Consider the following 25,508-nt stretch of genomic DNA (forward strand, 5'->3'; position numbering starts at 1 on the left):
CCTTTTGGCTACATTTAATGAAACTTTGGTTATGAAATACATTACAATTGTGGTGCCCGACTGTGAGCTGAACTTAAACAGTATTGCCGGAGCTTACGAGATACTGAGCAGGGCCAATGACTACTGGCAAAAATTGGGGAACCGCTCAATGCTCGAAATTCAAATTGCAGGCTTTGTCTCGGAATCAAAGGTAAATGGGTACTTTACAGTTCATCCAACCGATATAAGCACTATTCATAAAACCGACCTATTGATAATTCCATCCATTTTTGGCGATTATGGCAAAACCGTAGATAAGAATGAAGCGCTTATAGAATGGATAGGCCGTCAATATAAACAGGGTGCCGAAATTGCCAGCATGTGCTCTGGTGCGTTTTTATTGGCTGCAACAGGTTTGCTCGAAGGAAAAACTTGCTCCACCCATTGGAATGCCGTTGAACAGTTTAAGCAGATGTACCCGAATGTGAAAATTGCCGAAGATAAGATCATTACCCACGAAAACGGCATATACACCAATGGTGGAGGCTATTCGTTTTTAAACCTGATGCTTTACCTTGTGGAAAAATTGTTTGACCGGTCCACAGCTGTTTTTTGTTCCAAGATCTTTCAAATTGATATAGAACGAACCACCCAATCGCAGTTTAGTATTTTTCATATACAAAAAGGGCATGGTGATGAACTGATCAACAAAGCTCAAACCTACATCGAAAAACATGTAGAATCGAAGATCTCTTTTGAAAAACTGGCTTCAGAACTTGCCATTAGTCGTCGTAACTTCGATCGCCGATTTATCAAAGCCACCGGAAACACGCCTGTTGAATACTTGCAAAGGGTAAAGGTGGAAGCCGCCAAAAAGGAATTGGAGCGAGGACGAAAATCTATTTATGAGATCATGGGCGACGTTGGCTATATCGACGATAAGGCCTTTAGAGAAGTATTTAAAAAAATAACCGGGCTTTCTCCTTTAGATTATCGAAATAAATATAACAAGGTGTTGAAAGTGGGGTAGATTAACTGGTGAAGGCTAAGCTATTCAAAACTTCGGTTGATAAATCGCGCATTCATCGGATCGGTTCTATCTATTTAGCAAATCTATGCCTCTGTCTATGAACAAAGTCCAATACTATTGCCGAGGGGTAGCTTTTTCTGTTTACAGCCTTTCCATAAAACGGTCCAGGTCGCCATTGTTTACCAAAACAGGGCCGTGGCCAAAGCAAAGTATTCGCGGGTTTAATGCATGTATTTTTTTAATGGATTCAATATTCTGATTTTTATCCGAGGTAAATAAATCAGGCGGCTGACGCAAACCTACACTGGTAGTTAACAAATTCATGTTTACCAATGCATCTCCTACAATTAATACCCGATCAGATTCACGGAAAAAGGAAAGGTGTCCTTTAGAATGGCCCGGTGTTTCAATAACGACAAAACTTCCAATCTGGTCGCCTTCCTTAATGGTTTGACTTACAGGATGTGCTGGTCCTGCCCAAAATTTCTGCTGAAATCGGGAAATAAAGTGACGCTGGTTTGGGTATTCTTGTGTTATTCTGCCTGATTCCATAACTGCTTGCTCAGATTCTGAAGTAATCAGGGGAACATTCAGTTGTTGGCAAATAACGCTGCTGCAGCCTTGATGATCGGCGTGAGCATGGGTTAATACATGTTTTTTGATCGGATGATTTTTAATGGCTTTCGCTATCCGATTTGCTGAACTACGAATGCCTGCATCAATTAAAATATTGTCAATTATGTAACAGTTAATACTGTTTCGGGGCATTAGGGCCAATTGATAAACGTTTTTTGCTATTTCTTTCATTTTGTAGAGATTTTTTACAAAAATGAAAGAAGGCAACCTTGTTTCTCTTTGACAAATGTTAAGAAATGCTCTTTCTTATTCTACTAAGTGACTCTGGGGTGATGCCTAAAAATGAAGCGATATGAATTAATGGCGCCCGTTGAATGATCTTTTTTGGAGAAGTGCTTAGGAAGTCAAGATATTTTTCCCTGGCTGGAATACCCTGAAGTTGTAACACCCGGTTGGCCATGCAAATATAGTTTTGCTCAGCGAGCCTTCGGCCTACTGCCTGCCATTGAGGGATTTTTTCATATAGTTCCTGCATTTTTGGAAACGAAATAGATAGTGCTTCTGTCTTTTCCAGGCATTGTATGTATTCTACCGATTTGCTTTGGTTAATAAAACTAGAGTAAGAGGACACAAACCCGTCGTCGCAAGCCATGTAAGTGGTAATTTCTTTGCCATCCTTGTAATAATACACCCTTACCAATCCACTGATTATAAAATGAATATCAGAAGCAATTTTACCTTCTTCTAAAATATATTGTTTCGCATCGAACATATGAGATTTAAAGCAATCGGAAATTGTTAAAAGGTCGCTTTCCTGGAATGTGGCAATGTTTTCTATTTGTTTCCTTAAATGTTCGTGCATAGGATTTTATAAAAAAGAGGATTGGGTTCTTACTGTTAGTTGAAATGATGGTCGTTCCAGTAAAATGCAATGATTTATTAATTAAGCTGGTTCAACTTTTCGGGCAATAAAAATGGTATGAACCTGGGTTGAACCGTCGGCTTTGGGGTAGTCTATATATAACCGGTTTTCGATTTTAAATTGATTTTCTGTTAAATATTGAAGCAGATAATCTTGTTGGTGGTAATGGAAATAAATTTTATCGCCGGCGCTATTCGACTCAAAACCGGATTTTTCATAATCATCTTCTACAAAACTCAAATAAAGTATTCCGTTCTTATTTAAAAGACCTGCACAATCAGTTATCAATTTTTGACAATCTTCTTTTGACAAGTAGGGAATACAAAAGCCGCATATAATGGCCTGAAATTGTTGTTCGAGTAAATGGATCTCTCGGCAATCCATCACTTTAAAACTAGCTGAAGGGTTATTGTCCTGGGCCAATGCAATCATATTCGGAGCTACATCAATCCCTGTTAAATTAAAATCAGGACGTTGGCTGAGCAGGTACCGCGTTATGTTTCCTGGTCCGCAGCCAATTTCTAAAATAGCCGCTTTTTTCTGCTCTACCCTTCTGCAAAAAGTATCGTAAGTTTCATTATAAAGATCGAGATCCATGAACTTTTGCTGATACAAGTTGGCAATCTTGTTATAAGTTTCGGAGGTTATTTTATAAGGGTCCATTCAATTCTCTTGTTTCATTTTACTGATCCATAAATAAACAGACCAGATAACGGTAGTTGAATCCCAATTAATTTCCATGCTGAATGGCTTCTTTCGGAAATTTATCGGCAATAAGGTTAAGATTGATGCCATGTTCTAAAAAAGCCTTCATGCCATCTAAAACAGTGGTAAAGCCGCCTGTTGAGTCTTTTATGGCCCCCAATAAAGCGCTTCCTGTTTCTTTATAACCTGATTCCGTAACAACTACGTAAGTAAAACCATTGCTCAAACTTTTGAAAATGAACTCAACAGTTCTTTCATTCCATTTAAAAACGATTTTCTCGTTCTCAATAATTTCCTTCACCTCCACTTCTGTCGACACATTGTACATTTCCCATGTCCAGGTAACTGTTTTACCCGCTTCCAACTTTCCACTGCTTTTCGTAAACCAAAAGTTGGTGGTTTGATCCGGGTCAATCATAGCATTAAAAACAATTGAAGACGGTTTTCGAATCAGCATTTGGGCTTCGGTACAAGGCGCGTTGTTGGTTTCCATATGAATTGAGTGGTTTTACGCTAAGTTAATACTTGGCGAATCAACGAAGGAAAATACTAATTGTTTTAAGGGGTGAATTTGTAGTCTATAGCCTAAAGCCTAAAGCTCCCCATTCTGACTTTGCCTTAGCTTAATTAGATCTGTTGTTGGTTGTTGCTAAATTTAAAAGGGTAAAGCGTTTTGCCATAGATTCCTAATATTTATACCAATAATAGCTATTCCTGCCAGTAATTGTAAAGCCCCAAATACTTTTAAGGTGTCATTAAATGTCCAATCTTTGTTCATAGGTAAGAGAGTTTTTCAAAATTGCTATAAGATATCCAGGTATACTCACTTGATTTGCTATAGGTAAACATAGCTGCTCTTGCCGCCAAAATAACCAATCTTCTTAAAAATCCCTGTTATTCCTTTTATTTTGATCTATCCCGCCAAAACCATAATAACGGTTAGCACACCAATGAGCAAGCAAAGCGGTGAATAGTATTTCGTATCATTTCGTCCAAATTTGGTGTTCTTAATTCTTTTGAAAAAACCAACGTACTTGAATTCTCCAACGGACCTTAAGAAGAAAATAATGGCAATGGTCCATAGCCCATATTTGGAAAACGTTAGCGAAAGGTTGAATCGGGTTATACCCGCTCCTGTCAAAATAAATAAACCTACAGCTAGTAAACCTAATCCTACGATAAAACATTCGAGGAACTTCGGGTTGAAAACTTTAACATTGTTGCCTTTGGTTGGAATTACGGCATCGGCAGCCCAACGGCCACCAAGTCCCCAATAAAAATGAATGCCTGCAAGGAAAAGGAAAATGAGAAATAAAATAATGGAAATGATAGTAGTCATAACAGAGAGCGATAATAATGGTTTGAGGTAACTGCTTAAAAACCAAGGTGAAGATAAGCATTATACTATTTGGGTGTACTCGGCTTAAACAAAAATCTTAAGTTCTCCATTAGTGCATTTAGTTATTTTGGAACAAACTTAAATCAGGTCTGAAAACCATTGTTTCTGAGGTGATTTTGGCAATGGAGGCCGTTGTTAAAGCTGTATCCATAGCTGTTATTTTCTCATCAATGGCTTCACTTGATGCGTATTCTTCCCAATTATTAAAGCCCAGTAACAATAGCAACTGCCTGGTTTCGCCTCCATCAATCACTTTGTAAGTCGTAAAAGATTTTATGTTGCCAGATTTATAATTTTCTTTTAATCGATCAATTACTTTTAATGCGGGCTCTAAACTGTTTACATCCAAAGTTATAACCCGAATAAGCCGTTGTTTTATGTTGAAGGTATCAACAAGGCTTTGTTGCGGCAGTTTAATCACTTTAAAAACGGTCTGGATATCTGCGAATGGGAAAACATGCAAACGATTATCTACAAGATCCTCAACAGGTTTAACAGCGTGATCAAAATCCATCCATGAGTGGTTGAATGTTGCATCAACAAATTGGCCATATCTCGGCCCCGAAATAATGAACCAGGCATACCAATTCCAGGTATCACCGTTTGATTTATGCCAATTGAGATGTTTTTTATAGCCGTTCTCGAAATTTTGTAGCTGCCCTTCTTTAGGTTTCCAAATAGCAAATTGGGCAAGCTGACCCTGCTGAGCATATGTGCTGATTGAAAACAGCATTAACAGGCAAGAGAGTGTGAATTTTTTCATAGTTAATAACTAATATATTAAACTGCTTTTAACTATGAAAGTAGGTTGTTTTTCGGGTTTGAAACAAAACCCCAAAACAAAAAAGTCGCAGCATACTGCTGCGACCTTATCGATTTAGTTCTTGCTTCAAGTTAAGACAACTTAATAAATTCAACCCGTCGGTTATTGGCTTTGCCTTCAGAAGAGACATTTGGACTTACCGGTACAGTTTCGCCCTTTCCTTCGGTTTGCATTCGACTTTCGTCTATACCAAAATCAGCCTGAAGATGGCTTTTAACAGCGGCTGCTCTTTTTTTCGATAGTTCAAGGTTTGCTGCATTATCACCGTCACTGTCGGTATGGCCTACAATTTTAATCTTAACTGTCGGATTTTCTTTTAGTACAGTGGCAATCTCTTTTAAAACACCATAAGATTCAGGTTTGATTTGATCGCTGTTTACATCAAACAAAATTCCTGTGGTAACAAACTTGCCTTCGGTAATTAGTTTATTACGGGTATCGGGCGCACCAACGGCCAGTTTTAAATTAGAAACATAGGCGAACTTGTCGATAGATTGTGCTGCAACTTTAAAACTAATACAGTTAATTGGCATTACAGCGTCCAGTAATTTTGGCAAGTCATAAACTTTGGTGGAATTTATATATATCCGCAGACGTTGTTTTTGTCGCCAGATAGAGATTTTTATTTTTTCTCCTTTAGAATTAACGCGAACGGTTGATGTATTGGAAATACTTGAGCTGTTTTTGCAGGCATCCGAAGAACACCAGTTAGTAATAGCTATCCAGCCATCACTACCACTACTTCCATACACTTGCAATTGCGCTCCGTACTTACCGGGTTCCAGTTCATTGATTTCGGCCGCATTGCCAATCTCCACATTAAAAGCGCCTGAACTTTCATGTGCATCGATAGCCAAATCAAACTCCAATGTAAAGTTATCAGGAAGAGTGCCATTAATAAATTCGGGACGATATTTGGCATATTGACCCATTGAAAGCCATTTACCCTGCAGGTTGTTAAGTGTTACCACCTCACCGCTTCCATCCGTGTTCCATTTACCCGGAAAATCCCCAATGCTTTCCTGGCTGAAATCCTCAAAAGCGATTACTTTTTCTCCTGAAATGAAATCGAACTTTGAATATGACTGAAAACTAGGAGCATCAGATTTGGTAGAATTATTAGGGTCAGGAGTAGTGTTCTTGTCTTTTTGTTCCGCCTCAGAAGGATCTGTTTTTTTCTCTTTCTTATTAAAGAGATCATCAACCTTTTGGTTTATTTTATCATTTACTTTTTGACCAAGTTTACCTGCAAAGCCACCTAGTTGTGCATGAGCTGAGGTTGTAAACGCAAGTAAAGCAAGTATGAAAAAATGTTTTTTCATAATAGATATGTAATTTAAAGTGGGAAAGGCAAATATATCTTAAAAGTTTATAAGTCAATAATATAATACAGTTTGAGGAGTTTCAGTTAATAATAAAAAAAGGTCCTTGCTGTTAATAAACAAGGACCATCAAGTATTCGATATAGCTGTTTGGATTTAAGCTTATTTAGGTAATTTGATAAATTCAGCTAACAAAGTATTGCTTTTGTCATCGGTTGGGTTGGCTGAATTTTCTGTCGAGGCGGAGTTTGCTCCCTCGGTTTGCATTCTGCTTTCATTGATTCCAAATTCAATTTGAAACGCATTTTTAATTGATTCTGCTCTTCTTTTTGCCAAATCCAGATCAGTAGTTTCAGCATCGCTATGGCCTACAATTTTAATTTTAACTGAAGGATTTTCTTTTAAAACAGAAGCAATTTCCTTTAAAACCGGATACGACTCAGGTCTTATCATATCACTGTTAGGGTCGAACAATACACCACTTGTTACAAATTTATCTTCGACCATTAGTTTTTTGCGAACATCGGGTATTCCAGCAGTTAGTTTAATATTGGAAACATAAGCAAACTTGTTGTTGGCATTTGCAGCAACTTTAAAATTGATGCAATTCATAGGAGCAGTTGCATCCAGCAGCTTAAATTCATCAATTACCTTAACTTCGTTTATGTAAATTTTAAGGCGTTGTTTCATTCTGGAAATAGAAACTCTGATCTTCTCACCTGCTGAGTTAAAATGTACTTCAGCCGAATTGGCGAAAGGAGCCAATTTTTTGCAGTCATCCGAATAACAGAAGTTTTCGATAGAAATGTATCCTTCTCCGCCTCCTACCATTCTAAATTCTGCACCCCAATTGGTAGGCTCAATATCTTTGTTAAGGGCAGCATGGCCTAATTGTACATAAAAACCACCAGTGTTTTTACCTGCGTTTAGAACCAGGTCAAACTCAAAAGAAAAATTCTCAGGTAAATCAGCGGTCATAAACTCCGGACGATAATTTGCAATCTGGCCCATTGAAAGCCATTTACCTGTCTGATTATCTAGTGTTGCAATTTCACCTACACCGTTGGTGTTCCAGTCTAGAGGGAAGGTGCCTGTCTTATCTTGGCTAAAATCCTCAAAAGCAATCACCCTGTCGCCTGAAAGAAAATCAAATTTTAAATATGATTGGAAATTAGTTACCGGAGGAGCTATAGACACAGTATTGGCCTGCGGCTCGAAATTTTCAACCAGAGATAAGTCAGTTGATTTTTTTCTGGTAAGATCGGCTACTTGAGTGTTTTTGTCATTTGGATTTTGAAGCGAATTACTTGAAAATCCGTTTGATTGCCCTTGTGCAGCAATGCTAGAGGCAAGGAGTGCCAGAGCAAAAAATGGTTTTTTCATGGTTTGGTATATAATGGTTTGACAACTGTTTAAATCAAGCTGTTTTTTAAGTTGAGCATGAAATCAACTTTTGAATTTTTTGAATATCTGCACTAACGATTAGATTTCAAACGATGCTTAAAAAAAATGACTTTAAAGTCTTTTTTTAAGTAGGTTCAATTTGCGTTTACGGTTTTAATTTGATCGCCTTTTTAAGATCGAGGATGGAGAAAGGAAGTTTATCGGGAAGGTTTAATTCAATTATAATAAGAATTTAAAAAATAGTCTGATGCTCTGTTTTTTTTATTAAATTTAAGTTAATAGGTCTAATTTTTAATAATTAACAAAGATAATTTAATTATGAAAAGCATGATTGTATCACTTGGATGTATATTAAGTTTATTGATAGCCTGTAATACTAAAAAAGAAGAGCCGGCAGTGGTAATTGATAAAGAACAGATCAAACAGGAAATTCAGGCCAAGGAAAATGAGTTTGCTGAAACATACAATAGTGGTGTGTTAAAAAATATAGGTTATTATGCGGATGATGCGACCAGCTTTTTTCAAAACAGGCCTCCATTAGTAGGTAAGCCTGCAATTGTGGAATTTTTGCTATCTGATGTAGGTTCAAGTACCAACAAGATCTCATTTACTACTAACGAGGTTTTTGTTTCTAATGATGGAAATTTGGTGGTAGAAATTGGAGCTTTTAAAGTTACTGATTCAACTAATACTGCAGTTAATACGGGTAATTACATAACTATGTTTGAAAAAAGAAACGGAAAGTACGTAGCAGTACGAGATATGAGTGCTTCAGATGGTTTGATCAAATAAAAACTGATTTTTATAAAATAACCTGAATACAAAGAGGTACTGTTAATTTAACAGTACCTCTTGTATTTAAAACCCAGGAATGATAATTCAGTTTAAAATCTCTATCAGCGTCTGCGGCCTCCACCTCCTCCCATTGAGCGACCTCCGCCTCCACCCATTGAGCGTCCTCCACCTCCCATTGAACCTGATCGCGATGATGGCGATGAATAACCAGAAGATTGTCGGGTAGTTGCTGATGGCGATTGACGGTTGGACATGGATGGTGACTGCCGATTTGAAGTTGATGGTGACTGCCGATTTGAAGTTGAAGGCGATTGACGGTTGGATACAGATGGATTGTTTCCGGCCCTGTTTGACGACATGTTGTTTCCAGCCCTATTTGATGACATGTTATTTGAGGCTCGATTAGAGGCTGATGTTCCTCCTCGTCGGTTCGTAGATCCATTGCCATAACTGCCTCTGTTTTGGTTATTTCTTACCGTGTTTGAAGTGTTTCTGGAGTTGTTATAATGATTGATACTATTTCGATTATTAACAATAACGGTATTGCCACCTCCATAGTGCCCGCCGTAATACCCGCCGTGGTGATAATAATGATTACTTCTATAAATGCCAACAGCCATGACGGTTGCAAAACCAAACCAAGGCGGATAATAACCATAATAATAAGGAGGATAATAAGGTACATATGCCGGTGAATATACATACTGCACAATTGGCGCCTGTTGAACCACTACTGTGGTGGTTGCCGGAACATTTACTGTAACCGGATCACTTCCTTTGTAGCCCGGGTTGGCCGTTACAGATGAATTTCCCTTAGGCTCAATTACATAATCTTTACCGTATAATTCCTCATCACCTACAATCTGCAGGCTTACTTTATTGTCTTTACCCTTGTCTAACAAAATTACAGCAACGTCCTGTGTTTCTTTTTTGGCAACATCCACCTGAAGAATAAACGTGTAGGAATCGCCATCTTTTTTGGTTACCACTTTAATAAAGTCAACCTTTTTATCGAGGTTTAAGTCAAGGTTATTAATTTTTTCCTTTTCGTCATTAAGTGATTTTTCAAAAGCTTCAATAGTTTTTGATTTTTGGAAGAGATCTAAAACGGCGTATAAATCCAGATTGTCACCTGCCAGACCTAACGCAGCGGTGGTATCTTCTTTGGCCTGTGCAAAAGCAGATACGTTTTGCAAGCAAATTACTGTCACCAAAAATAGAAAGATAAACCTTTTCATAATGAGAGAGTTGTATTTAGTTCTATACAATTTAATTAATCTCGGGTAGATAAAAAATAGACTTCTGTATTAGTTTGATTTTGTTAGTTGTTTTGTTAATTCATATGCGGTTCACTTGCTAGTGAGCTCTACCTTTAAAAATCAATTGACCCGAAAATTATTTTGAATTGAAACTTCTATTTTGTTAACTTTGATATGCAAAGTACTTTTAGTTGTAAAGAATCAACTTAAATTCTGACTTATATGATTATGGAAAACAAAAGACTTATCGGAATTATGTTAGCAGCAGGGCTATTATTGTTAATGCCTTTAATCGCTATGCAATTTACCCCTGAAGTAAATTGGTCCCTGGCTGATTTTACTGTGGCAGGTGTTCTTCTATTTGGAACAGGGTTTTTATGTGAGCTTGTATTGAGAAAAGTAAGTAAAGTGCCGTATAGAATCGTTCTTTGTGGTGCTATTTTGCTAATACTTATGTTGATTTGGATAGAACTTGCAGTAGGTATCTTCGGAACACCGTTCGCAGGTAGTTAGGTGAAGCGGCAAATGCGAAAAAGTCAAAAACAGATTTCTGATTCGGCTATTTATTCAACTCGATAAAATAAAAAAGAGCATCAAGGTTAGTTGATGCTCTTTCTATAAGGATCAAATGCACTTAAATAGCAGCGCTTACAGTTTCAACTTCTTTGCTTACTTTTTTCACTAAGCCTTGCAAAACATTACCCGGACCTACTTCGGTAAATGAGGTAGCTCCATCAGCTAACATAGCTTGTACCGTTTGAGTCCATCTTACGGCGCCGGTTAACTGGGCAATTAAGTTTTGCTTAATAGTTTCAGGGTCGCTTGTAGGTTTTGCGTTTACGTTTTGGTAAACAGCACAAACCGGTTCATTAAACGGTGTAGCATTGATAGCTGCTTCCAGTTCAACACGGGCCGGTTCCATTAATGGCGAGTGGAATGCTCCACCAACATTTAATACCAGGGCACGTTTAGCTCCGGCTTCTTTTAACTTTTCGCAAGCTTTATTTACGCCATCAATACTTCCAGAAATAACTAATTGGCCTGGACAGTTATAGTTGGCAGCCACTACCACTTCATCAATAGACGCGCAAACATCTTCTACTACCTGATCTTCTAAACCTAAAATAGCAGCCATGGTTGATGGTTGCAGTTCGCAAGCTTTTTGCATTGCATTTGCACGAGCAATAACCAGCTTAAATGCATCTTCAAAATTCAAAGCGCCGTTAGCAACCAGGGCCGAGAACTCTCCTAATGAGTGTCCTGCAACCATATCAGGTTGAAAACTATCTCCTAAAGTTTTGGCTAAAATAACCGAATGTAAAAAGATGGCAGGTTGAGTAACCTTGGTTTGTTTCAGATCTTCGTCGGTGCCGCTGAACATAACATCAGTAATGCGGAAACCGATAATTTCGTTTGCTTTCTCAAATAATTCTTTAGCAAGGGATGAAGTTTCATATAACTCCTTACCCATTCCTACAAATTGAGCTCCCTGTCCCGGGAAAACGTAAGCTTTCATATTTAATTTTTGGTTTGATTTTGATAAATGAAAGAATGATGGAATAATAGAATGATTGAATATTCAATCATTCTATTATTCCATCATTCAAAAATTAACTAAGGTGTGCTGCAATTAATTGCATGAACTCATACCGTGTTTTTTCGTTATTAATAAATTCACCTGTAAAAGCAGAAGTGGTGGTTACCGAATTTTGCTTTTGAATGCCGCGCATGCTCATGCACATGTGCTTACATTCAATAACAACAGCTACTCCAAGAGGATTTAAGGTTTCTTGAATACAATCGCGAATCTCATTGGTTAAACGTTCCTGTACCTGTAAACGACGTGAAAAGGCATCCACTACACGAGGTATCTTGCTCAAACCAACTACTTTACCGTTGGGAATATAGGCAACATGCGCCTTGCCAAAAAATGGTAGCATATGGTGCTCACACATCGAATACACTTCAATGTCTTTTACTAGTACCATTTGGCTGTATTCCTCAGTAAACATTGCCGATTTTAAGATTTCACTCGGATTTAGATCATAGCCATGCGTTAAAAACTGAAGGGCTTTGGCCACGCGTTCAGGTGTTTTTAGTAACCCTTCGCGGTTGGGATCTTCGCCAAGATCTTTTAAAATATCGTAATACTTATCAGAAATGTCTTTGATTTTTTCCTCGTTGTAACGGTCAATCTTTTGATAACCGTCCATTTCATTTTCTTCCATCATGCTGGAAGCCAATTTTTTCAAATCGTCCATAAGATTATTGAGCGTTTATTCGCCGAAATATTCAACAAAGTTATTTTCGGTTTCGTACAGTTTAACAGCATGCAGCATCGCGCCACGTGCTTTAATAGGTTCATTTAATTGCTTGAAAATTTCAATGGCCAATACTTCTGTTGAAGCCATTTTTCCTTTCATGAAATCAACATCCATGTTTACGTTTTTATGATCGAGCTTATGGATTACACGAGCATTAATGATATCGCGAAGCTCCTTCAGATCGATGACAAAACCTGTTTCCGGGTTTACGTTTCCTTTAACAGTAATAAAAAGTTCATAGTTATGACCATGCCAGTTAGGGTTTGAACATTTGCCAAATACTTCGGCATTTTTATCCAAACTCCATTCCTCACGATATAGTTTATGTGCGGCGTTAAAACGCTCTCTGCGGGTAATGTAGATCATCCGACAAATATCGAAAAATTTTAATTGCCAGTTAAGACGATAAAATGGTTGAATTGTTAAAGGGTTAAATTCTTAAATTGTTAAGAAAGATCAACAAAGCTATTCAACAATAAGACAGTATAACAATTCATCAATTTCCAATAAACCAACAAACCATTATTTTTGTTTCAAATGAAAATACTAATAGTTGCGGCTACCCAAGCCGAGATAAACCCCTTTGTTAGTTCCAATCCTCAATGCGATGTATTGATTACAGGTGTTGGCATGGTGGCAACAGCATATCAGCTAACTAAAAGGCTACTTTCAACCAAGTATGATTTGGTAATTAACGCCGGTATAGCGGGGAGTTTCGATCGGTCAATAGCTTTAGGCTCGGTGCTGCAAGTTGTTGATGACCAGTTTTCGGAGTTGGGTGCAGAAGACGGCGATCAGTTTATTGATCTGTTTTCGATGGGCTTTGTGGATGGTAATGAGCAACCTTTTAAAAACAAAAAGCTGATAAATACCTTTATTATTGATGAGTTTGCAACTGTTTCCGGTATTACAGTTAATAAGGTTCATGGTAATAATGAAAGTATTGAAAAGGTAGCTTTAAGCTTTCCTGTTCAAACAGAAAGCATGGAAGGAGCAGCTTTTATGTATGTTTGTTTATCTGAAGGGGTTAAGTGCTTGCAGATAAGGAGTATTTCCAATTATGTGGAGCGCCGAAACCGTGACGCCTGGAACATTCCATTGGCTGTTGCTAATCTTAACCAGGCTCTGGAGCGAATTTTTAATTTATATCGATAATAAAGAACATTGGTCAATGGCCCATAGTCCATCGACTGATGTGAAATTTAATAAAACAATGGTCTGTTGACTATTTACTATGGATTTAATTTGATCATGAAACTTACTTTAGGATTTTCACCCTGCCCAAACGATACGTTTATTTTTGATGCATTGGTGAACAAAAAAATTGATACGGAAGGTTTAGACTTTGAGGTGTTTTTTGATGACGTGGAAACCCTAAATCAGAAAGCTTTTCGGGGAGAACTGGATGTTACCAAGTTAAGCTACCATGCTTTTGCATATGCTGCCGATAATTATGCATTGCTCGATGCTGGTAGCGCTTTGGGTTTCGGTGTTGGCCCTTTACTTATCTCTAAAACGGATGTTTCTGAAGAGACGATGACGGATAAAGATCGAATTGCAGCTTGTACGGGTAAAGAACCGGTAACAAAGCTGGCGCTACGTGTTGCTCAAAAAGTAAATGAAGGAAAAATAGGTATCCCCGGAAAATATACAACTGCCAATTTTTTGTTAAGCCTCGCATTTCCGTTGGCACATAATAAAGAAGAATTGATATTCTCTGCTATCGAACCTAAATTATTGAACGACGAAATTGATTTAGGATTGATCATTCATGAAAATCGCTTTACCTATCAACAAAAAGGACTGAAGAAAGTGATTGATTTAGGCGAATACTGGGAGCAATTAACAGGAGCTCCGATTCCTCTGGGTGGCATTTGTGTTAAACGTGAACTGCCTGTTGAAATTCAGCATAAGGTTAACCGATTGGTAAAGGCCAGTGTTGAATTTGCTGCTCGAAATCCTAAAGAACCATTGGAATTTGTAAGAGCTCATGCCCAGGAGATGGACGAAGAAGTAATGTACAAGCATATTACAACCTATGTCAATAAGTTCTCTATAGATTTAGGTGCAGATGGACGAAAAGCTATACAGACCATGTTTAATATAGCTGCTGAAAAAGGAATTATCGAATCACCCAAGCAAAATCTTTTTGTAATATGATAGTTTTAATTGGAGGAGCTGAGCAGCCTGGAATTCAGATCGTTGATTGTTTGAATAAAGCCAATTTTAACGATTTGGTAATTGTTCATGACCCTAAAGACGAATCATCAGCGGCTAGTCTTGTGGGCAAACGATTCAGTAAAAAGATTCGATTTAAAGAAATAAACCGCTTTTTACTTGCTAATCACTTGCATGTGCAGTTTATTGTGGTCAGTGCTGTTAATGATGAAATTCAATCCGAAGAAATTTGGAATGCAAGTGCCAAGTTGGGGATACCGATAATTGTAATAGCTAAAGGTCATACTGCATTTGCTGAAATGATCACCAAAGAGATTAAACAACCTTTTTACTGGTCTATACTTCGTTATACCGATGAAAATGTGGGGCTTGTTCCAAAAATGGTGCTTCATTTGATGGAGCACAGAAAGGAATCTGCTGTACACGATTTAACCAATTTAGCGGTATGAGAAATAAAAAGTTTATGACTTTGGCCGATGTGCTAAGCAAAGTAAAGAAAGCTCCTATTGTTGACTTCGATCCTAAAAAAGATCGTATGCTTACTGTTCATTTTGATTTATTGGGACAGGAATTAAGTGAGGATGTTTTTTCGGATACAGCAACCTTTTCTAAATGGGTGGAGGCAAAACGGGTGAACGCCGGAGCTAAATTTGGGATGGGTGGCTATGATGAATATCGTGAGATTTACAGTAGAAGCGAACATTTTAATGGGACTGAGCCACGAAGACTACATTTAGGTGTTGACATTTGGGGGCCTGCCGGAACAGCCATTTATGCTCCTCTCGGAGGGGCCGTTCATAGTTTTAAAAACAATGATAATTTTGGCGACTATGGTCCTGCTATTGTTTTAAAGCATGAGGTTGATGGCTTGATATTTCATTCATTATACGGACACCTTTCAGTTAGTAGTTTAGAAGGTTTGGAAGTGGGACAGTTAGTTGAAAAGGGTCAAAGAATTGCAACGTTTGGCAATTACGATGAAAATGGCGGCTGGCCACCTCATCTTCACTTTCAACTTATAAAAGAAATGGGGGACTATAATGGGGATTACCCAGGCGTTTGTAAGCTTTCAGAAAGAGGTGTGTACTTAACCAATTGCCCCGATCCGGCACTACTGATTGAATTTTAAATGACTCTGAAGAAGGACTCAGGAGTAGAGATTCCAGAATTAATAACAATAAAACAATATTTCAATTTCATAAAAAACTGTGAAACACTTAGCCCTCTGTGGTTAAATGAATAATTCTACTTTTTCTTCATTCCCTTTTCTCTCGCTTTAGTGATACGAATTATTCCGCCATCAGGAACCACATTAAAAGAGATCAAATTTTTCTTGTCGTTAAAACTAAAAGGAAGAGGTTCTCCTCTTTGGCTTATTGCAATATACTTTTTACCATTTGGAACTTTTAAATTAATGGTCAATGGCTGATTATAGATCTTGTTATTTGATAAGGTATCGGTTAAGTTCAAGGTCCATTCCATTGCATTGTTGGTAATGGTTTTGAGCTTCGCGCAATGAGCCTCCCTGTGATATTTCACAGCATTTGCCATGGTAGTAACCCAGGTTTCTTTTTTGTAAGAATCAAGGGTGTCTAAAAGCTGGTTAAGTCGCTGCTCCGTAATGGCGGCATAGGAGTGATCATCTACTTTATCATTATAAACGCTATGGAATATAAGGGTAAGCATTCCACCTTCTATGTTAGCTTTTCTTATGATTGTGCCAAATTTTTCGGACGTAAAATCCTCATTTACACCTACAGTGTTCAGCTTAAAGTAATCTTGTTCACTCGTCGCAAACTCATAAGGAAAATGATTGATGTCTATTACTCCTCTTGCTGCAATGTGATGTTTTTTCACCTCTTCAATCACTTGATCATTATACGGGCCGTAGGGATAAGCCAGTGTTGAAACTTCACTATTTGTTTCTTTTGATAACGATGCCTGCGTACCAGATACCTCTTTTTTAAGGTCATCGGAAGTTAGTTTAGTTAAATCGGGATGCGACAGCGTATGATTGCCAATCTCTAAACCATGTTGAGCCGCTTTTTGCATTTGGACATATCCTCCGCCCAATCCATTATTGTTTTGGGTGACAAAAAAGGTAGCAGGACATTTTCTTTCTATTAGATTGTTAACCACAATAGGTCCATGGCCTGACGACCAATCATCAAAAGTTAGACAGGTAGCCGACTTTTTCCCATTGAACCAGTTTTCAATCGTATACTTTGGAATATCTGATTTCTTCTTCTTTTTATGATCAGCTTGCTGAGCAAAAGAACCGTAACAAATTAACAAAGAGAGCAACGTAGGATAAATGCGCGTTTTCATATTAGGGGCTAAATATAAAAGAAAAGCCTCAATCCGAGGCTTTTGCATTATTAAGAAATACTTTTAACTTTTAAGTACATTGGGATGAAGGTTTTTTAAGAAAAACGGTCATTCATAATGGTTTCCAGGGCAAACATCTCATCTCTAAGTTTGGCCGCCAATAAGAAATCCATTTCTTTTGATGCCTTTAACATTTCTTTACGGGTATTGTCAATTGTTTTTTGAAGTTCCGGTTTGCTCATGTATTCAACAATTGGATCGGCAGCTATTGATGGTGTTTCATTTTCTACATAGGCCTGCTGAACTCCTCCTTTAAAGTCAATAACCGACGTTTGTTCAATAATTGCTGATCTTTCCTTGCGAACAGTTTGTGGAATTATACCGTTTTCTTCGTTGTACTTCATTTGTTTTTCACGACGACGGTTGGTTTCATTAATCGTACGATCCATGGAATCAGTAATTGAATCGGCATACATAATCACCCGGCCATCTGAATTCCTGGCTGCACGGCCAATGGTTTGAATCAACGCTCTGTCGGAACGAAGGAAGCCTTCTTTATCGGCATCAAGTATTGCCACTAATGACACTTCAGGCAAATCTAATCCTTCACGTAATAAGTTAATGCCGATTAGTACGTCAAACTCGCCCAAACGTAAACCCCGCAATATTTCCACTCGTTCTAATGTTTTTACTTCAGAATGTATGTAACGGCATTTGATGCCAAGTTTCGACATGTACTTAGTCAGCTCTTCAGCCATTCGTTTGGTTAAGGTGGTAACTAAGATCCTATCACCTTTTTTAACCGTAATGTCAACTTCTTCGAGCAGGTCATCCACCTGATTCTGTACAGGACGAACTTCAATAATTGGATCCAATAATCCGGTTGGGCGGATCACTTGTTCAATTACCACACCTTCCGTTTTTTCCAGCTCATAATTTCCTGGAGTAGCACTCACATATAGTGTTTGCCCGGTTAAACTTTCAAATTCATTAAAGTTTAATGGGCGATTATCTAAAGCGGCAGGTAGCCGAAATCCATATTCAACCAACGAAATTTTACGCGATCGGTCACCGCCGTACATGGCCCGGATTTGCGGGATGGTAACGTGGCTTTCATCCACCACCAGCAGAAAATCATTTGGAAAATAATCAAGTAAACAGAAAGGACGCATACCCGGCTGTCTGCCATCGAAAAACCGTGAATAGTTCTCAATACCAGAGCAATAACCCAGCTCTCGCATCATTTCCAAGTCGTAGTTTACACGCTCTTCAAGTCTCTTTGCTTCAAGAAAGCGCTTGTCGTCAATTAACTGAGCTTTTCTGGTCTCCAGTTCTTCCTGAATTGCCCAGATAGCATGCAGCATTTTTTCCTTCGGCGTCACAAATAAGTTGGCTGGGAAAATGGCCAGATGCTCCATTCTTTCCCATGTTTTGGCTGTAATAGGGTCAATTACGGTCAATTCTTCAATATCATCCCCGAAAAAGGAGATCCTGTACGCAAAATCAGCATAGGCCGGATATACATCCACGGTATCACCTTTCACTCTGAAAGTTCCTCGTCTAAAATCGGCTGTGGTTCTTGAATATAGAATCTCTACCAAACGATGCAGGAATGCATTCCGACTGATACGAGTTCCAACAGCAATTCGAAATATGGAACTGGCGAAATCATCGGGATTACCCATACCATAAATACATGAAACCGAAGAAACTACAATTACATCCCTTCTTCCCGACATTAAGGCCGACGTGGTACGCAACCGCAACTTTTCTATTTCCTCGTTTATTTGAAGATCTTTTTCAATGTAGGTATTGGTGGTAGGCATGTAAGCCTCGGGTTGATAATAATCGTAGTACGAAACAAAATAATTGACAGCATTCTCGGGGAAAAACTGCTTGAATTCTCCATACAGCTGAGCCGCCAGGGTTTTGTTATGACTCAAAATCAATGTAGGCCGCTGCGTTTGAGCAATTACATTGGCAACCGTAAAGGTTTTGCCTGAGCCGGTAACACCCAGCAATGTTTGAAACTCTTCGTTGGCGTTTACTCCTTCTACTAATTGACGAATTGCTTCGGGCTGATCGCCCGTAGGTTTATATTCTGAGGTAAGTTGAAACTTCATGCTGGTCAAATATAATTAATTCAAATTGGTAGTGGATTGCCAGTATTTATTACGAAGGCGTTTAGTCCCGGCCGAAATAAAATATTCTTGAAATATTGAAACCCAGCTTAAATGCTCCGCTTTTCCATGAGCTGGTAGTATTTGGAATGAAATTGTTTTCCACTATACCTGCTGCGTTTGTAAAATTAACGGAGAAAACATGGCCGCCGGTTTCAACTTCAAATCCTAACGCTAAAGGATCGTAAAAGTTTGGCTCAGTGCTGTTTTTACGGTAGCTGGAAAAGGTATGTATATAATCAGCTACTAATGCACAGCGTTTGTTGAACTTATATCGCCCAGAAATTCCGAGGGAAAACAGATCTTTTTCATCCTGCGGATAATACAGGTATTTACGATGAAGATATGATGGGCTGATTTGCAGCGATAGCTTATCTGTAAACTTTTTTGCAATAAGAGCTTCAATAAAAAAAGAACAGCGTGAGCCAAAATCCGTAAAAACATCCGGATCCTTTCTCACAGCTATGCCTGTGGAACCCAAAAGCGTTATCGATAATGGCATTCTATTGTCGCTTGTTTGTTCTAGCAGTCTGTATTTAAGATGACTGTCTATCAGTTGGTCGAACTTGTTTCGGCCCAATGCAACAGTTAAACGTTTGTTGATCCCATATTCAAAAGCTACCCTTATATCAGCTGAATTGTCAAGTCCCCAAAAAGTAGCTGAACCGCCAAAATCACCAGCAACATCTCCAAAACGATGAGTGACACGAACATCTAAGGCATGACTTTCCGTGGTCTCTACCGAATGGTTGAGGATAACTCGTGTACTTTGAAAGGTATGAATACGTTGTTGGGGTAAGGGAGTCATTGCTGTATCGGTTGTTTGCGCTTTTAGGGGGTTTGTGCCGATATACAGCAGAATTAATGCAAGTAAAATTTTTTTCATTCGGAATTAAGTCTGTAATTTCTTTTGTACGACTTTCAGGGTGTTTTCGTTGTAAAAAGCTGTAAATTTAAAGGCGGTCCATTTTCATTAACTTATGCTAAACAGTGTTCATTATGATTACTATCTTAAATAAAACTCATTCATTAGCAAATCAATTTCTTGCCGAGCTTCGACATATTGACATTCAAAATGACCGAATGCGTTTTAGGAGAAATCTTGAACGGTTGGGTGAAATATTTGCCTTTGAAATAAGTAAGAAGATGAATTATGTTGAACAGGAGGTGGTAACACCATTGGGTGTAGCCACAGTTCCTCTGTTAGAAGAGCAGCCGGTTTTGGCTACTATACTGCGCGCGGGTTTACCAATGCATCAGGGCCTTATGAATTATTTTGATAAGGCTGATTCGGCATATATATCAGCCTTCCGGAAACCCAAAAAAAGCAATGATTTTGAAATAAAAACGGAATATTTTTCAACCCCGGATATGGCCGACCGAATTGTAATTGTTTCTGATCCCATGTTGGCTACCGGTCAGTCAATGGTAGTGGTATGTAAAGAACTTATGGCCCGATTTGAAATTAAGGAGCTGCATATTGCCTGTGTAATTGCAAGTACAGAAGGGGTTTCACATGTTAGAGCGAACTTACCCAAAGCCTGCTTGTGGTTAGGAGCCGTAGATGAAGAGTTAACCTCAAAAGCTTATATCGTTCCCGGCTTAGGCGATGCGGGAGATTTGTGTTTTGGCGAGAAACTTTAATAATTCAAAATAGTAATATAGATCAACGTTCTTCATCAATCCCTTAACAAATCTGGCTACCTTTGTTTCTGAAATGAAGACTTATAGCCATCTCTTTTTTGATCTTGACCATACCATCTGGGATTTTGACAAGAATGCTGAACAAACACTAAGAGAACTTTTTGATACCTATAAATTACCTTCCCTGGGGTTGAAATCTGCCGATTTGTTTATTGAAATTTATACGGAGAACAACCACGACTTGTGGGCCCAATATCACAAAGGTTTGATTTCAAAGGAACATTTGCGGCACGAACGGTTCAATAAAACCTTTCGCGATTTAAATGTTGACGAACGGTTGATCCCTTCTGAATTTGAAAATGATTATGTGCGCATTTGCCCCACCAAAGCGAACCTTTTTCCTCATGCACATGAAACGCTTTCCTACTTGCAATCCAAATACAGGCTTCATTTAATTTCGAACGGTTTTTATGAAAGCACGCTAATTAAGGTTGAAACAACAGGTATTGGTAAATACTTTGATCATATTAATATTTCTGAAAAGATTGGGGTAAATAAACCTGATCCAGCCATTTTTTATCATGCATTAAGCCTGGCAAATGCAACTGTTCCTGAGAGTATGATGATTGGCGATAGCCTTGAGGCGGATATTGCCGGGGCTCAGGCAATTGAAATGGACTGTGTGTATTTTAACCCCCGCAATGTTAAGCATGAAATTAAGGTGGATTATGAAATAAAATCGCTTGATGAACTGCAGCAAATTTTGTAAATAGTAGCATGAATTTACCCGAAATACTTGCCGATTTACAATTAATCCTGGAAGAATACCAAAGCCGATTGGATCATTATTCCGATCAGGTTTTTATGCTTTCTCCTGAAATAGGGTGCTGGTCAATGGCCGAAGTGTACAGTCATGTTTTTGGTACCTGTTTAATGCAGCAAAAAGCGATGGAAATGTGCATGCAGGGGCAGGGAATGGAAGGATCTGCAGGGCTGAATGAAATGGGTGATAAATTATTTGCACTAGGCCATTTTCCGCCAGGTAAGTATGAAGCTCCTGAAGCTTTAAAATCGCGTGTGCAAAATATTCATAAAGAAGACGCAAAAGCATTAGCCACTAAACTGCTTTCAAGAATAAAATCAGTTCAAAGTGAGGATATACTTAATGCAAATGAAGATCAACGGATGGAGCATCCGCGGCTTGGCTTTCTGAACGCTTCCCAATGGGTTCATTTTATGCTCATCCATACCAAACATCATCTTAATCAACTCGATCGCATAGAACGTAAGTTTTCAATGTGTTAATTCATAATTTATTAACACAAATTTAATCTGCTATTTACTTGTCGGAATGATATTTGCATAAAATAATGTACCATCAGATTGTAAAATGGAGATCAATTATTTTATCATTATCGGATTGGCCCTTGCAGCAGTAGGTGCCTACTACTTTAGTCCCTTTGATCTTAACATTGAAGATGAAGAGGATTAGAGACCGATATTTTTTATTCTTTTATTATACCTGCTCTCGCTATAAAAATTCAGCGTCATTAATTCTTTTTTCTTTTTGTTCTGATGTCCAAACGCGAAGTTGAAATCGTTGTAATCTCTGATGTCCATCTTGGAACCTTTGGCTGCCATGCTAAAGACTTGTTAAAGTACCTCAAAAGTATAAAACCCCAAACTCTAATTTTAAACGGTGATATAATAGATATCTGGCAGTTTAGTAAATCATACTGGCCCGAAGCCCATATGAAGGTGCTTCGCAAAGTGATGAAAATGGTTAGCCAGGGCGTTGATGTTTATTACCTGACTGGTAACCATGACGAGATGTTACGAAAATTTGCCGATTTTGAAATGGGTAGTTTTAGGCTGATGAACAAAGTTGTGCTGCCAATTGATGGCAAACGGGCCTGGATCTTTCACGGTGATGTGTTTGATATCACTATGCAGCATTCTAAGTGGCTGGCAAAACTTGGTGCTATAGGCTATGATTCGTTGATCTTGCTGAACACATTTGTAAACTTCTTACTAAAACTCCTGGGTAGAGATAAGATGAGCTTTTCCCAAAAGATAAAAAGTTCAGTAAAAAATGCTGTTAAGTTTATGAATGATTTTGAAATGACTGCCGCCGAAATTGCCATTGAAAAAGGTTATGATTACGTTATTTGTGGTCATATTCATCAACCTGAAATAAAGACCATAACTACCGAAAAGGGTAAAGTTGAATATTTAAATTCAGGCGATTGGGTGGAGAGTTTAACTGCTCTTGAGTATCAAAATGGCAAATGGGATCTGTATCGTTTTAATGCGGATGAGTTTGCAAATGAAGACATTGACACTATAAATGAGGAAAATGAGGACTTGAATGCTAAAATTGATATAAATTTGCTGTATCAATCGTTGATCATTAAAGATTAATCATCAGATTATAGTTATCAGATTTTAATTTTCATTTACCGGAAATACGTTGAAAATACTTTACGCCATACAAGGAACAGGAAATGGTCATATAAGTCGTGCCAGAGATATAATTCCGCATCTTCAAAATTATGGAGAGCTCGATTTGTTAATCAGTGGCACCCAAGCCGATGTATCATTAACTCAACCGGTTCATTATAAATTGCACGGTTTCAGTTTTGTTTTTGGTAAAAACGGAGGTGTTGATCATTGGAAAACGTTTAAGATCATGAATCTGCGACAACTGTTTAAAGATATCAAACAGTTGCCTTTAGAGAATTATGATTTGATCATCAATGATTTTGAACCGATCACTGCTTGGGCTTCCAAGCTCCGGAAACTCCCTGTTGTAGGTCTCAGTCATCAATCAGCTTTTTTATCTGATAAATCACCAAGGCCTGATCATAATTTTCCGCATTGGGAAGAGTTGGTCTTAAAGCATTATGCTCCGGTTAAAGAAACAGTTGCATTTCACTTCGATCGTTATGATAGCTTTATCAATACACCTGTGATCCGAAAAGAAATCAGGGCACTCGAACCTATTAACAACGGGCATTATACCGTTTATCTTCCAGCTCATGACGACGTTAAATTGGTGGAACATTTAAAACAGGTTAAAGGTGTTAAATGGGATGTTTTCTCAAAACACACTAAAAAAAATTATACCGTTGAAAATGTGGAAGTGTTGCCCGTTAATAACCAGTTGTTTAACTATAGTTTAGCAGGTTGCGAAGGGTTGCTAACCGGAGGAGGCTTTGAAGGCCCCGCCGAAGCCTTGTTCCTTGGGAAAAAGGTTTTATCTGTTCCTATGTCTAATCAATGGGAGCAGCAGTGCAATGCCGAAGCCTTACGCTTAATGGGTGTTCCGGTGATCCATAAAATTGATGATTTATTTGCGGCCAAAGTAAAACACTGGGTTGAAGAAGGTCGAAGGGTTATTGTTGATTATCCAGATGAAACCGAGCAAATAATAGAACGTTTAATGAAAAAATACACACCTGCGGTTGCATATTAATAGATCAACCTCCTGTCGAATTAAAATAATCGTTATACATCAGTTTTATTTTTGAGTCAAAATACTGATTATTGCGCCAGTTAGTTTTCTTTACCATCCATGATCATTAATACCTTTCGCAAGGCCCAAGCCTATAATTATATTCTTTTAGCAGCGTTTATACTTCTGTTGCGCCTTGCCGTATTACTGAATCCTAGTTTGTATAACTCACTGATTGTTTACCAACCTTTTGTAAAATTGCTGGTTTTCTTTCAGTTTAACTTTTTAAGCAATCCGGTTTATAATATTCTAACCACGGGTGCGGTAATTTTTATACAGGCGGTACTATTTGGTCGAATTATAACCAGGCATAACTTCTTTAATAAAACTACTTTTTTGCCAGAACTGATGTACGCTGTTTTGTGCAGCATGTTCACGGAGTTCCTTACCTTTTCACCCATTATCTTTTGTAACTTTTTTTTGCTTTGGATACTTGATAAGATATTTTCATTTTATCGCTCACAATCAACTTTGCAAAGTGCTTTTGATATGGGCTTTATCATTTCGTTAGGGTCATTATTATATTTTCCCTTTATTTTCATCTTTCCGATCATTTGGTACAGTTCTGTAGTTTTTAAATCGTTTTCTATTCGAGAATGGTTCACCGGAATAATCGGCCTTATCGTCCCTTATATCATTTTAGGGACCTTTTACTTCTGGAATGATGATTTCAACGACTTTTATCACTTGTGGCTGCCATTCAAATTTGTTTTGCCTCAGGCTTTGGCTATTGAACAGGATGATTATTTTGCACTAATTCCTATTATCATCGTATTGTTATTGTCATTGAATCAGGTGCGGGTGATGTTCTTTAAAAATGTGGTACAGGTTCGTAAATCCTTGCAATGCCTGGGCTTTTTTGTAATTCTGATCGTGGCGAGTTATTTCATTATGCCCGATCAACATATTAATCACCTGATGCTTGCAGCTGCTCCTGTTGCAACCTTTATGACCTTCTATTTTAATTCGGCAAAAGTGCGTTGGTTTTATGAATTTGTTTTTGCGTTGTTGATTATTTCGATCTTTTATTTTCAATTGTTTTAATAAAAAAATCTTGAAGGTTTGATCAGTTGATGTAAAAGTAAAGTGGCAAATTCTGTTAAAATCCAATAAGTTTTCCCAAACA

Annotated in this window: 29 protein-coding genes; 13 read left to right on the top strand and 16 right to left on the bottom strand. The window is 38.1% G+C overall.

Annotated features, from left to right (window positions below; translation table 11 throughout):
• Window positions 1-31 precede the first annotated feature (31 nt).
• Window positions 32-1,009 carry a GlxA family transcriptional regulator gene (locus C3K47_RS01550; RefSeq protein WP_103787308.1) on the top strand — a complete coding sequence of 326 codons (978 nt, stop codon included), beginning with the start codon at window positions 32-34 and terminating at the stop codon, window positions 1,007-1,009.
• A 141-nt stretch (window positions 1,010-1,150) separates the two neighbouring features.
• Here C3K47_RS01550 and C3K47_RS01555 read toward each other — a convergent pair whose 3' ends face one another.
• From C3K47_RS01555 to C3K47_RS01590, 9 genes are all read right to left on the bottom strand, one after another.
• Window positions 1,151-1,816 (bottom strand): MBL fold metallo-hydrolase, encoded by a 666-nt coding sequence (locus tag C3K47_RS01555; RefSeq protein ID WP_103787309.1) that lies wholly within the window; start codon window positions 1,814-1,816, stop codon window positions 1,151-1,153.
• Between the two features lie 58 nt (window positions 1,817-1,874).
• Window positions 1,875-2,447, bottom strand: coding sequence for a Crp/Fnr family transcriptional regulator (locus C3K47_RS01560; RefSeq protein WP_103787310.1), 573 nt, complete (start codon window positions 2,445-2,447; stop codon window positions 1,875-1,877).
• Window positions 2,448-2,528: 81 nt separating this feature from the next.
• Complete coding sequence (locus C3K47_RS01565) at window positions 2,529-3,170, bottom strand: class I SAM-dependent methyltransferase (RefSeq protein ID WP_103787311.1); 642 nt, start codon at window positions 3,168-3,170, stop codon at window positions 2,529-2,531.
• Between the two features lie 67 nt (window positions 3,171-3,237).
• Window positions 3,238-3,705 (bottom strand): SRPBCC family protein, encoded by a 468-nt coding sequence (locus C3K47_RS01570; protein WP_207765218.1) that lies wholly within the window; start codon window positions 3,703-3,705, stop codon window positions 3,238-3,240.
• A gap of 162 nt (window positions 3,706-3,867) precedes the next feature.
• Entirely contained in the window at window positions 3,868-3,990 is a 123-nt protein-coding gene (locus tag C3K47_RS19770; protein ID WP_262508168.1) for a hypothetical protein, read from the bottom strand.
• Between the two features lie 135 nt (window positions 3,991-4,125).
• Entirely contained in the window at window positions 4,126-4,551 is a 426-nt protein-coding gene (locus C3K47_RS01575; protein WP_103787312.1) for a DUF3995 domain-containing protein, read from the bottom strand.
• Between the two features lie 118 nt (window positions 4,552-4,669).
• Window positions 4,670-5,374 carry a hypothetical protein gene (locus C3K47_RS01580; RefSeq protein WP_133159310.1) on the bottom strand — a complete coding sequence of 235 codons (705 nt, stop codon included), beginning with the start codon at window positions 5,372-5,374 and terminating at the stop codon, window positions 4,670-4,672.
• A gap of 131 nt (window positions 5,375-5,505) precedes the next feature.
• Window positions 5,506-6,756, bottom strand: coding sequence for an OmpA family protein (locus tag C3K47_RS01585; protein ID WP_103787314.1), 1,251 nt, complete (start codon window positions 6,754-6,756; stop codon window positions 5,506-5,508).
• A gap of 162 nt (window positions 6,757-6,918) precedes the next feature.
• On the bottom strand, window positions 6,919-8,139 hold the full coding sequence (locus C3K47_RS01590) for an OmpA family protein (protein ID WP_103787315.1): 1,221 nt from the start codon (window positions 8,137-8,139) through the stop codon (window positions 6,919-6,921).
• A 339-nt stretch (window positions 8,140-8,478) separates the two neighbouring features.
• On the opposite strand from C3K47_RS01590, the gene C3K47_RS01595 reads away from it, so the two are divergent.
• Window positions 8,479-8,952: a nuclear transport factor 2 family protein gene (locus C3K47_RS01595; protein ID WP_103787316.1), complete on the top strand. Its 474-nt coding sequence runs from the start codon at window positions 8,479-8,481 to the stop codon at window positions 8,950-8,952.
• A gap of 104 nt (window positions 8,953-9,056) precedes the next feature.
• Here C3K47_RS01595 and C3K47_RS01600 read toward each other — a convergent pair whose 3' ends face one another.
• Window positions 9,057-10,193 carry a hypothetical protein gene (locus C3K47_RS01600; RefSeq protein WP_103787317.1) on the bottom strand — a complete coding sequence of 379 codons (1,137 nt, stop codon included), beginning with the start codon at window positions 10,191-10,193 and terminating at the stop codon, window positions 9,057-9,059.
• Window positions 10,194-10,442: 249 nt separating this feature from the next.
• Between C3K47_RS01600 and C3K47_RS01605 the strand changes: the two genes are divergently transcribed.
• Window positions 10,443-10,727, top strand: a complete 285-nt coding sequence (locus tag C3K47_RS01605) for a hypothetical protein (RefSeq protein ID WP_243392479.1) — start codon at window positions 10,443-10,445, stop codon at window positions 10,725-10,727.
• Between the two features lie 121 nt (window positions 10,728-10,848).
• Here C3K47_RS01605 and fabD read toward each other — a convergent pair whose 3' ends face one another.
• The 3 genes from fabD to C3K47_RS01620 all read right to left on the bottom strand — a co-directional run bounded on the left by fabD (window position 10,849) and on the right by C3K47_RS01620 (window position 12,904).
• Window positions 10,849-11,730, bottom strand: a complete 882-nt coding sequence (gene fabD / locus C3K47_RS01610; protein WP_103787319.1) for an ACP S-malonyltransferase — start codon at window positions 11,728-11,730, stop codon at window positions 10,849-10,851.
• 94 nt (window positions 11,731-11,824) lie between these two features.
• Complete coding sequence (gene folE, locus C3K47_RS01615) at window positions 11,825-12,475, bottom strand: GTP cyclohydrolase I FolE (RefSeq protein ID WP_103787320.1); 651 nt, start codon at window positions 12,473-12,475, stop codon at window positions 11,825-11,827.
• Window positions 12,476-12,490: 15 nt separating this feature from the next.
• Window positions 12,491-12,904, bottom strand: a complete 414-nt coding sequence (locus tag C3K47_RS01620; protein ID WP_103787321.1) for a 6-pyruvoyl trahydropterin synthase family protein — start codon at window positions 12,902-12,904, stop codon at window positions 12,491-12,493.
• A 171-nt stretch (window positions 12,905-13,075) separates the two neighbouring features.
• Here C3K47_RS01620 and mqnB point away from each other — a divergent pair, with 171 nt between their 5' ends.
• From mqnB to C3K47_RS01640, 4 genes are all read left to right on the top strand, one after another.
• Entirely contained in the window at window positions 13,076-13,693 is a 618-nt protein-coding gene (gene mqnB, locus C3K47_RS01625; RefSeq protein WP_103787322.1) for a futalosine hydrolase, read from the top strand.
• 96 nt (window positions 13,694-13,789) lie between these two features.
• Window positions 13,790-14,698, top strand: coding sequence for a menaquinone biosynthesis family protein (locus C3K47_RS01630; RefSeq protein WP_103787323.1), 909 nt, complete (start codon window positions 13,790-13,792; stop codon window positions 14,696-14,698).
• On the top strand, window positions 14,695-15,165 hold the full coding sequence (locus C3K47_RS01635) for a hypothetical protein (RefSeq protein WP_103787324.1): 471 nt from the start codon (window positions 14,695-14,697) through the stop codon (window positions 15,163-15,165). The genes C3K47_RS01630 and C3K47_RS01635 overlap by 4 nt, the downstream gene beginning before the upstream one ends.
• Entirely contained in the window at window positions 15,162-15,845 is a 684-nt protein-coding gene (locus C3K47_RS01640; protein ID WP_243392480.1) for a peptidoglycan DD-metalloendopeptidase family protein, read from the top strand. The genes C3K47_RS01635 and C3K47_RS01640 overlap by 4 nt, the downstream gene beginning before the upstream one ends.
• A gap of 116 nt (window positions 15,846-15,961) precedes the next feature.
• Here C3K47_RS01640 and C3K47_RS01645 read toward each other — a convergent pair whose 3' ends face one another.
• The 3 genes from C3K47_RS01645 to C3K47_RS01655 form a co-directional block, all read right to left on the bottom strand.
• A complete protein-coding gene (locus C3K47_RS01645) occupies window positions 15,962-17,044 on the bottom strand; it encodes a polysaccharide deacetylase family protein (protein WP_165784601.1) in 1,083 nt (360 codons plus the stop codon).
• Window positions 17,045-17,139: 95 nt separating this feature from the next.
• Complete coding sequence (gene uvrB, locus C3K47_RS01650; protein WP_103787326.1) at window positions 17,140-19,167, bottom strand: excinuclease ABC subunit UvrB; 2,028 nt, start codon at window positions 19,165-19,167, stop codon at window positions 17,140-17,142.
• Window positions 19,168-19,228: 61 nt separating this feature from the next.
• The gene (locus tag C3K47_RS01655) at window positions 19,229-20,110 is read right to left on the bottom strand and encodes a DUF5777 family beta-barrel protein (RefSeq protein WP_103787327.1); all 882 of its coding nucleotides are present in this window, start codon (window positions 20,108-20,110) and stop codon (window positions 19,229-19,231) included.
• 113 nt (window positions 20,111-20,223) lie between these two features.
• On the opposite strand from C3K47_RS01655, the gene upp reads away from it, so the two are divergent.
• The 6 genes from upp to C3K47_RS01685 all read left to right on the top strand — a co-directional run bounded on the left by upp (window position 20,224) and on the right by C3K47_RS01685 (window position 25,426).
• Window positions 20,224-20,868 (top strand): uracil phosphoribosyltransferase, encoded by a 645-nt coding sequence (gene upp, locus C3K47_RS01660; RefSeq protein ID WP_103787328.1) that lies wholly within the window; start codon window positions 20,224-20,226, stop codon window positions 20,866-20,868.
• A 73-nt stretch (window positions 20,869-20,941) separates the two neighbouring features.
• Window positions 20,942-21,637: a YjjG family noncanonical pyrimidine nucleotidase gene (locus tag C3K47_RS01665; RefSeq protein ID WP_103787329.1), complete on the top strand. Its 696-nt coding sequence runs from the start codon at window positions 20,942-20,944 to the stop codon at window positions 21,635-21,637.
• 8 nt (window positions 21,638-21,645) lie between these two features.
• Window positions 21,646-22,173, top strand: coding sequence for a DinB family protein (locus tag C3K47_RS01670; protein WP_103787330.1), 528 nt, complete (start codon window positions 21,646-21,648; stop codon window positions 22,171-22,173).
• A 270-nt stretch (window positions 22,174-22,443) separates the two neighbouring features.
• Window positions 22,444-23,289, top strand: a complete 846-nt coding sequence (locus C3K47_RS01675; protein ID WP_103787331.1) for a UDP-2,3-diacylglucosamine diphosphatase — start codon at window positions 22,444-22,446, stop codon at window positions 23,287-23,289.
• Window positions 23,290-23,338: 49 nt separating this feature from the next.
• Window positions 23,339-24,343, top strand: coding sequence for a glycosyltransferase family protein (locus C3K47_RS01680; protein ID WP_103787332.1), 1,005 nt, complete (start codon window positions 23,339-23,341; stop codon window positions 24,341-24,343).
• A gap of 99 nt (window positions 24,344-24,442) precedes the next feature.
• Window positions 24,443-25,426 (top strand): DUF6427 family protein, encoded by a 984-nt coding sequence (locus C3K47_RS01685; protein ID WP_103787333.1) that lies wholly within the window; start codon window positions 24,443-24,445, stop codon window positions 25,424-25,426.
• Window positions 25,427-25,508 lie beyond the last annotated feature (82 nt).

The organism is Solitalea longa, assembly GCF_002920915.1.
In the GTDB taxonomy this organism is placed as follows: domain Bacteria; phylum Bacteroidota; class Bacteroidia; order Sphingobacteriales; family Sphingobacteriaceae; genus Solitalea; species Solitalea longa.

Coding starts and splice junctions, on each gene's coding strand:
- C3K47_RS01630 (WP_103787323.1), top strand. CDS start 13,790: ATGAAACTTACTTTAGGATTTTCACCCTGCCCAAACGATACGTTTATT.
- C3K47_RS01570 (WP_207765218.1), bottom strand. CDS start 3,705: ATGGAAACCAACAACGCGCCTTGTACCGAAGCCCAAATGCTGATTCGA.
- C3K47_RS01550 (WP_103787308.1), top strand. CDS start 32: ATGAAATACATTACAATTGTGGTGCCCGACTGTGAGCTGAACTTAAAC.
- C3K47_RS01555 (WP_103787309.1), bottom strand. CDS start 1,816: ATGAAAGAAATAGCAAAAAACGTTTATCAATTGGCCCTAATGCCCCGA.
- C3K47_RS01590 (WP_103787315.1), bottom strand. CDS start 8,139: ATGAAAAAACCATTTTTTGCTCTGGCACTCCTTGCCTCTAGCATTGCT.
- folE (WP_103787320.1), bottom strand. CDS start 12,475: ATGGACGATTTGAAAAAATTGGCTTCCAGCATGATGGAAGAAAATGAA.
- C3K47_RS01585 (WP_103787314.1), bottom strand. CDS start 6,756: ATGAAAAAACATTTTTTCATACTTGCTTTACTTGCGTTTACAACCTCA.
- C3K47_RS01605 (WP_243392479.1), top strand. CDS start 10,443: ATGGAAAACAAAAGACTTATCGGAATTATGTTAGCAGCAGGGCTATTA.
- C3K47_RS01655 (WP_103787327.1), bottom strand. CDS start 20,110: ATGAAAAAAATTTTACTTGCATTAATTCTGCTGTATATCGGCACAAAC.
- C3K47_RS01635 (WP_103787324.1), top strand. CDS start 14,695: ATGATAGTTTTAATTGGAGGAGCTGAGCAGCCTGGAATTCAGATCGTT.
- C3K47_RS01640 (WP_243392480.1), top strand. CDS start 15,162: ATGAGAAATAAAAAGTTTATGACTTTGGCCGATGTGCTAAGCAAAGTA.
- C3K47_RS01675 (WP_103787331.1), top strand. CDS start 22,444: ATGTCCAAACGCGAAGTTGAAATCGTTGTAATCTCTGATGTCCATCTT.
- C3K47_RS01565 (WP_103787311.1), bottom strand. CDS start 3,170: ATGGACCCTTATAAAATAACCTCCGAAACTTATAACAAGATTGCCAAC.
- C3K47_RS01645 (WP_165784601.1), bottom strand. CDS start 17,044: ATGAAAACGCGCATTTATCCTACGTTGCTCTCTTTGTTAATTTGTTAC.
- C3K47_RS01685 (WP_103787333.1), top strand. CDS start 24,443: ATGATCATTAATACCTTTCGCAAGGCCCAAGCCTATAATTATATTCTT.
- mqnB (WP_103787322.1), top strand. CDS start 13,076: ATGAAAATACTAATAGTTGCGGCTACCCAAGCCGAGATAAACCCCTTT.
- C3K47_RS01575 (WP_103787312.1), bottom strand. CDS start 4,551: ATGACTACTATCATTTCCATTATTTTATTTCTCATTTTCCTTTTCCTT.
- C3K47_RS01600 (WP_103787317.1), bottom strand. CDS start 10,193: ATGAAAAGGTTTATCTTTCTATTTTTGGTGACAGTAATTTGCTTGCAA.
- C3K47_RS01580 (WP_133159310.1), bottom strand. CDS start 5,374: ATGAAAAAATTCACACTCTCTTGCCTGTTAATGCTGTTTTCAATCAGC.
- uvrB (WP_103787326.1), bottom strand. CDS start 19,167: ATGAAGTTTCAACTTACCTCAGAATATAAACCTACGGGCGATCAGCCC.
- C3K47_RS01670 (WP_103787330.1), top strand. CDS start 21,646: ATGAATTTACCCGAAATACTTGCCGATTTACAATTAATCCTGGAAGAA.
- C3K47_RS01595 (WP_103787316.1), top strand. CDS start 8,479: ATGAAAAGCATGATTGTATCACTTGGATGTATATTAAGTTTATTGATA.
- upp (WP_103787328.1), top strand. CDS start 20,224: ATGATTACTATCTTAAATAAAACTCATTCATTAGCAAATCAATTTCTT.
- C3K47_RS19770 (WP_262508168.1), bottom strand. CDS start 3,990: ATGAACAAAGATTGGACATTTAATGACACCTTAAAAGTATTTGGGGCT.
- fabD (WP_103787319.1), bottom strand. CDS start 11,730: ATGAAAGCTTACGTTTTCCCGGGACAGGGAGCTCAATTTGTAGGAATG.
- C3K47_RS01665 (WP_103787329.1), top strand. CDS start 20,942: ATGAAGACTTATAGCCATCTCTTTTTTGATCTTGACCATACCATCTGG.
- C3K47_RS01560 (WP_103787310.1), bottom strand. CDS start 2,447: ATGCACGAACATTTAAGGAAACAAATAGAAAACATTGCCACATTCCAG.
- C3K47_RS01620 (WP_103787321.1), bottom strand. CDS start 12,904: ATGATCTACATTACCCGCAGAGAGCGTTTTAACGCCGCACATAAACTA.